This window comes from Arthrobacter sp. TB 26, assembly GCF_000427315.1.
Classification (GTDB): Bacteria; Actinomycetota; Actinomycetes; order Actinomycetales; family Micrococcaceae; genus Arthrobacter.
Genome location: NZ_AUPJ01000507.1, coordinates 1 through 6547, shown reverse-complemented (window position 1 = coordinate 6547; position 6547 = coordinate 1). Strand labels below are relative to the sequence as shown.

The 6547-nt window shown below is 70.2% G+C and carries 4 protein-coding genes, 1 tRNA gene and 1 pseudogene (1 of these 6 cut by a window edge); 4 read left to right on the top strand and 2 right to left on the bottom strand.

Annotated elements, in window-relative coordinates; genetic code table 11:
• Positions 1-476: pseudogene (locus K789_RS0120045) on the bottom strand (FAD/NAD(P)-binding protein) (it extends 1531 nt beyond the left edge of the window).
• A gap of 118 nt (positions 477-594) precedes the next feature.
• On the opposite strand from K789_RS0120045, the gene K789_RS0120040 reads away from it, so the two are divergent.
• The 4 genes from K789_RS0120040 to K789_RS0120025 all read left to right on the top strand — a co-directional run bounded on the left by K789_RS0120040 (position 595) and on the right by K789_RS0120025 (position 6422).
• Entirely contained in the window at positions 595-2895 is a 2301-nt protein-coding gene (locus K789_RS0120040; RefSeq protein ID WP_024368310.1) for a prolyl oligopeptidase family serine peptidase, read from the top strand.
• Between the two features lie 145 nt (positions 2896-3040).
• Positions 3041-3128, top strand: a tRNA-Ser gene (locus K789_RS0120035).
• Positions 3129-3230: 102 nt separating this feature from the next.
• A complete protein-coding gene (locus K789_RS0120030) occupies positions 3231-4910 on the top strand; it encodes a phytoene desaturase family protein (protein WP_024368309.1) in 1680 nt (559 codons plus the stop codon).
• Positions 4911-4934: 24 nt separating this feature from the next.
• Positions 4935-6422: an MFS transporter gene (locus tag K789_RS0120025; RefSeq protein WP_024368308.1), complete on the top strand. Its 1488-nt coding sequence runs from the start codon at positions 4935-4937 to the stop codon at positions 6420-6422.
• On the opposite strand, the gene K789_RS23655 is transcribed toward K789_RS0120025, so the two are convergent.
• Positions 6367-6547: hypothetical protein (locus K789_RS23655; protein ID WP_035740408.1), on the bottom strand; the 181-nt coding region annotated here is incomplete at its 5' end. The genes K789_RS0120025 and K789_RS23655 overlap by 56 nt on opposite strands.

Genomic DNA, 6547 nt, shown 5'->3' with positions numbered 1-6547 from the left:
TGGCGGACGGATGTCGCCGTCGTGCTGTGGAAATCCACCGTGGCGCCGGCGGGGAGGCGGGACAGCAGCTCGTCCACGGTGGAGCGCAGGTAGCGGCCGTACAGGGCACGGCTGGGGAAGTCCGCCGCACCCAGTCCGGACAGTTCGGCGCGCTCCTCGGCGGTGAGGGAAGGGTGCGGCTGCTCGCGCTGCAGTTCACGCCACCGGTCGAAGGTGTGGCCGGCGAGCGGGCGCGCGAGATCCGGGTCCTCGGGAATGACGGTGGGGTAGAACGACTGCGTGTTCATCAGGTACAGCCGGGACTGGCCCGGCTGCCAGACGTGACCCGGCCCCGCGGGATAGGGGTCAATGACGTCAACGTGCAAGGTGGCGCCCGGTCGGGCGGGCGCCCAGTTGGCCAGCAGCCGCTCCAGCACGCTCGTGCCCCGGGGACCGGCGCCAATCACTGCCGTCCGGATGCTCTGCGATATGCCCACGGCATCCAGCGTATCCGCAACAGGCTGGCAGCCCGGACCCGCCGGATCCGCCCGGCACCGCTTCCGGGGCCTGCGGCTTGACTTGCTACTGGCGCGCCGATGTTGCTTGGATGGAAAAATGACCACCGCCGAAGCTGCTCCCCCGCCCGCGTCCGACCGTCCCACCGCGTCAACCGCGTCAACCGCGTCCGCTGCGAAGGGCACCGCCGCCGAACCCGTCGACGAGAACATCTGGCTCGAGGAGATCTACGGCGACGAACAGCTCGCCTGGGTCCGGGAACAGAACGCCCGGACCGAAGAGCTGCTGGAGGACCCGGACTACGCCGGCCTGGAAAGCAGCATCCTCGAGGTGCTCGACTCGACCGACCGGATCGCCATGGTGGGCAAGCACGGCGAGTGGTACTACAACTTCTGGAAGGACCGGGAGAACCCGAAGGGCCTGTGGCGCCGGACCCGCTGGGACAGCTACCGCGGCGGATCACCGGACTGGGACGTCCTGCTGGATGTGGACGCCCTGGCCGCGGCGGAAGGCGAGGAGTGGGTGTTCCACGGGGCCAACTTCCTGCGCCCGGCCGGGGGCGAGCCGCACCGGCTGGCGCTGCTGGCCCTTTCCCCCGACGGCGGCGACGCGAACCGCTACCGCGAGTTCGACGTCGAGACCCGCACCTTCGTGGACCCGGCAGCCGGCGGCTTTGACCTGCCGACCGCCAAGGGCAACGCCTCCTGGCTGGACGCGGACACCCTGCTGGTGTCCAGCACGGCAGACGGGCTGCCGAGCACCACGTCCTCCTACGCCCGGACCGGCGTCACGCTGCGCCGCGGCGGGTCCCTGGCCACGGCCGAACGGCTGTTCGAAATCCCTGAAGACCACATGATGGCACTCGTGGCGCACGACTCCACCCCGGGCTTCGAGCGGACCTTCGCCGTGGACTGGATCAGCTTCTTCGAGAAGACCACCTCGGTGCTGCGCGACGGGCAGTGGGTGCAGATCGATGTCCCGGTGGATGTGAACCTCAGCGCGCACCGTGACTGGCTGCTCTTCCGGCCGCAGCGCGACTGGGCCCTCGGGACAACGACCTACCCGGCAGGGTCCCTGCTCGCGGCCGGGTTCGAGGCCTTCCTTGCCGGCAGCCGGGAGCTGTCCGTGCTGTTCACCCCTGATGAGCACACCTCCCTGCAGTCCTGGAGCTGGACCCGGGACTTCCTGCTGCTGAACCTGCTCCGCGACGTTTCCTCGGAGATCCGGGTCCTCGATCCCCAGCAGCCCGGGACGGACACCGCCTGGGCGTCCACCGTGCTGGACGCCTGCCCGCCGCTGCACGACGTCAACGCCTACGCCGTCGACGACGAGGACACCGCCGGGGACTCTGATGAGGACGGGACCGACGGCGCCGCACCGGTCTCCGAGGCGGAGGCTCCCGGCGCGGGGAACGACTTCTGGCTCGTGGCCACCGGCTTCACCACACCGAGTACCCTCACCCGCGGGACCCTGAAGCGTGCCGCCCAGGGCGCGGGCGTGGACAGCACCCACGAAGTGGTCCGGTCCTCGCCGTCGTTCTTCAACGAAGCGGCCTACGAGGTCCAGCAGCACTTTGCGGTGTCCAAGGACGGCACGCGGGTGCCGTATTTCCAGGTGGCGTCCAAGGACTTGGTGCTGGACGGCCAGAACCCCACGCAGCTTTCCGGTTATGGCGGCTTCGAAATCTCCCGGACTCCCGCCTACAGCGGCGCGGTCGGCCGCGCATGGCTGGAACGCCGCACGGAGGAATCCGCCGGGCACGAGGGCGACGCCCCGCATACCCGCGGCGGCGTCTACGTCGTGGCCAACATCCGCGGCGGCGGCGAATACGGACCCTCCTGGCACCGGGCTGCCCTGCAGGAGAAGCGGCACCGGGCCTACGAGGACTTCGCAGCCGTGGCGGCGGACCTGATCTCCCGGGGCGTGACCTCCCGCGGGCGGCTCGGCTGCGTGGGCGGCTCCAACGGCGGCCTGCTGGTGGGGAACATGCTCACCCGGTACCCGGAACTTTTCGGCGCCGTCTCCTGCGGGGTCCCGCTGCTGGACATGCGCCGCTACACCAAGCTGTCCGCCGGCTACTCCTGGATTGCCGAATACGGGGACCCGGACGTTCCCGAGCAGTGGGAGTTCATCAAGACGTTCTCCCCGTACCACCTGCTCAAGGACGGGGTGGACTACCCGGAGACGTTCATCTGGACGGCCACCTCGGATGACCGTGTGGGGCCGGTCCAGGCACGCAAGATGGCCGCCCGCATGCAGGCGATGGGCATCCCCAACGTCTGGTTCCACGAGGCGCTGGAAGGCGGCCACGCCGGCGCCTCGGACAACCGGCAGGCCGCGGCACTTCAGAGCCGAAGCCAGCACTTCCTGTGGCGGGCACTGGCGGGCCGCGGCGCCTGATGGCGGGAAGCTGCCGGCGAAGGCAACGCGGGGTCAGATCGCGCCGGTGCAGGGGCCCGGCATGGGCGCGAAATGACCCCGCGCTGGCCGTTTTGCACTGCATGGCACCTTCTGCGTATCCTTGGTTGGCTAGTTAATAGCAAATGGAGACGTGCCAGAGCGGCCGAATGGGCTTCACTGCTAATGAAGTGTGGGGCACAACTCCACCGGGGGTTCAAATCCCCCCGTCTCCGCGTTTGGCCCCGGTCCCTGGACCGGGGCCTTTTGCGTCCCCGGCGCGTCCGGGTGCCGGACACCGGACGCCGTCCCGGACGCCCGGATGGCAGGATAAGCCCATGTCGAGCAACCCCGGGTCGGGCAACAGCGCGTATGACGCGATCATCGTAGGCGGCGGCCACAACGGCCTGGCCGCGGCAGCCTACCTGTCCAAAGCCGGGCGGTCGGTCCTGCTGCTGGAGAAGCTTGAGCATCCCGGCGGCGCCGCGGTGTCGGCCCGGGCGTTCACCGGCGTCGACGCCAACCTCTCGCGGTACTCGTACCTCGTGAGCCTGCTCCCGCAGCAGGTCATCGACGACCTTGGCCTGCGCATCCGGCTGGCGCGGCGCCGGTACTCGTCCTATACCCCCGACCCGCACGACGGCCGGAGCGCCCTGCTGATCGACAACGGGGATGCGGCCGCCACCGCGGCGTCCTTTGCCGCCGTCGGGGCTCCGGAGAGCGAATTCCGCGCCTTCACCGAGTTCTACGCCGGCTGCCGCCGGCTCACCGGGGCCCTCTGGCCCACGATGACGTCGCCGCTGCCGACCCGCTCCGAGGCGAGGAACCTCGCAGCGCGGGCCGGGGCGGAGGAGGCCTGGAATGCCATGATCGAACGGCCCATCGGGGACAGCATCGCCCGCTCGCTCCAGCACGACCTGGTCCGCGGCGTGGTGCTGACGGACGCCCTGATCGGCACTTTTGCCCGGGCAGACGACGAGGACCTGCAGCAGAACATCTGCTTCCTGTACCACCTGGTCGGCGGCGGGACGGGTGACTGGGACGTGCCTGTCGGCGGGATGGGCGCAGTGTCCGGGGAGCTGGAACGGGCTGCCCGCGAGGCCGGGGCGACAATGCTGACGTCCGCGGATGTCACCGCCGTCCGCCCGGGAGGCGTGGTCAGCTATCAACACGACGGGGCAGAGCACACGGCCACGGCGTCATGGGTCCTCGCCAACGTGGCCCCGGTGGTGCTGGACCGGCTCAGGACCGCCTCCCGCCCGGCTGCCCCAAGCACCACACTGAACCCGAACCATCTCCGGGAGGGCGCGCAGGTCAAGGTGAACCTGCTCCTGAAGCGGCTTCCCCGGCTGCTGGATCCGGCCGTCAGCCCGGAAGCGGCCTTCGGCGGGACCTTCCACATCAATGAGACCTGGTCGCAGCTCGACGCCGCCTCCCTCGCCGCCGCGGCCGGAACCGTCCCGGACCCGCTGCCGTGCGAGATCTACTGCCATTCGCTCACGGACCCCAGCATCCTGTCCCCGGAGCTGCGGGCCGCCGGCGCGCAGACCCTCACCGTGTTCGGCCTGCATGTCCCGGACCGGCTGATCACGGCGGAAAACAATGACCGACGCCGGGCGGAACTGCAGGCGGCCGTCCTGAAGTCCCTGAATTCGGTCCTGGCCGAGCCCGTTGAGGACCTGCTGCTCACCGGGCCGGACGGGCAGCCCTGCATCGAAACCAAGACCACCCTGGATATTGAACGTGCCGTCGGCATGCCGCGGGGCAACATCTTCCACGGCGGCCTCGACTGGCCGTTTGTCGAGGACAACGATCCCCTGGACACCCCGGCCCGGCGCTGGGGCGTCGCGACGGATGACCCGCGGATCCTGCTCTGCGGCTCGGGTGCCCGGCGCGGCGGTGCCGTCAGCGCCATCGGCGGACACAATGCGGCCATGGCAGTGCTGGAGTCCGGGCCAGTTGAGTCCGGGGCGCGTGAATCCGATCCGCTGGAGTCCGGCCGTGTCTCCCGTGACTGAGCCTGGCGCCGGAGCGGGCCCTGCATGAGTGAGCCCTCGCCGCCTCACGGCACGCCTCCCAGCACACCCGTTGACAGGTGGAGCCCCCGCCTGGCCCTGCTGGTCGCTGCGACGTTCTTTATGGAGTTCCTGGACGGCACCGTCCTGACCACCGCGATCCCCAGCATCGCGGCGGACTTTTCGGTCCCTTCAGCGGACGTCAACATCACCATGACCGCCTACCTGATGACGGTGGCGATGGGGATTCCGCTCAGCGGCTGGCTGGCCGAACGCGTCGGCGCGCGGCGCGTGTTCTGCCTCGCCATTGCGACGTTCACGGTGGCTTCCCTGCTGTGCGCGCTCAGCCAGGACCTGGCCATGCTGACCATGAGCCGGGTGCTGCAAGGCGCGGGTGGCGCCATGATGGTCCCCGTGGGCACCCTTGTGGTGCTCCGCGGGACAGCAAAGAAGGATCTGCTCCGCGCCACGGCCTACCTGGTGTGGCCCGGTCTGCTGGCCCCTGTCCTCGCCCCGCTCATCGGAGGCGCGCTCACGACATTCCTGTCCTGGCACTGGATCTTCCTGATCAATCTCCCCCTGGGACTCGCAGCGTTCCTCGCGGCGCTGCGGCTGGTTCCCACCGCCCCGGGCGACCGCACGCGACGCCTGGACTGGCTGGGGCTGGCCCTCACCACCCTGGGCGTGGGAGCCGTCGTGGTCGGCCTGGAGCTGGCCGGCGGCCGCGGGTCCGGCGCCCTCGCGGCGCTCAGCATTACCGCAGGTGCGCTGTTCCTGGCCGCGGCGGTCTGGTGGATGCGGCGGGTCAGCTCCCCCTTGTTCGACCTGGGCGTCTTTTCCGCCCGGACGTTCCGCGCCACGGCGACCGGCGGCTTCATCTACCGCCTGACCATCAGTGCCGTGCCCTTCCTGCTGCCGCTGATGTTCCAGAACGGCTTCGGCTGGGATCCGCTGCGCGCCGGTGTCCTCGTCGCGGCGGTGTTCGTTGGCAATATCGGGATCAAACCGGCCACCACCCCGCTCATCCGGCGCTTCGGCTTCAAACCGGTGCTGGTCTTCGCCTCCCTGGCGTCGGCGGCAACCTTTGCGCTGTGCGCCCTGCTCGACGCCGGCACCCCGGAGCCGCTGATCTTTGCACTGCTCGTGGCCAGCGGGGCCTTCCGGTCCATCGGTTTCTCGGCCTACGCCTCGGTGCAGTACGCCGACGTCGTTCCCGCCCAGCTGCCCTCCGCCAACGCCGTGTCCGCGACCCTCGTGCAACTCGCGGCGGCGGCCGGGATCGCGATCGGCGCCCTGCTGATCCGGGCCTTCCCGGCCGGCGGCCCTTTACTGGGCGCGGCGGCTGCTTCCGCAGGGGATCCGGTGGCACCGTACCGGGCGGCGTTCCTTACGATTGCGGTGCTCATGCTCCTGAGCACCCTGGACAGCCTGACGCTGCCACGGCACGCCGGAGCCGAGGTCAGCCGCCCTGGCCAAGCACCAGCGGCAGCACGGCCCCGGCGCCCGCGAGCCTGAGCGCACGGCCGGCGACGGTCACAGTCCAGCGGCTGTCGACCAGATCGTCGATCAGCATCACGCTCTGGCCCCGGATCCCGGCCAGGGCCGCTTCCAGTTCCGGCCCCACCACGAGACGGTCCCAG

Coding starts and splice junctions, on each gene's coding strand:
- K789_RS0120025 (WP_024368308.1), top strand. CDS start 4,935: ATGAGTGAGCCCTCGCCGCCTCACGGCACGCCTCCCAGCACACCCGTT.
- K789_RS0120030 (WP_024368309.1), top strand. CDS start 3,231: ATGTCGAGCAACCCCGGGTCGGGCAACAGCGCGTATGACGCGATCATC.
- K789_RS0120040 (WP_024368310.1), top strand. CDS start 595: ATGACCACCGCCGAAGCTGCTCCCCCGCCCGCGTCCGACCGTCCCACC.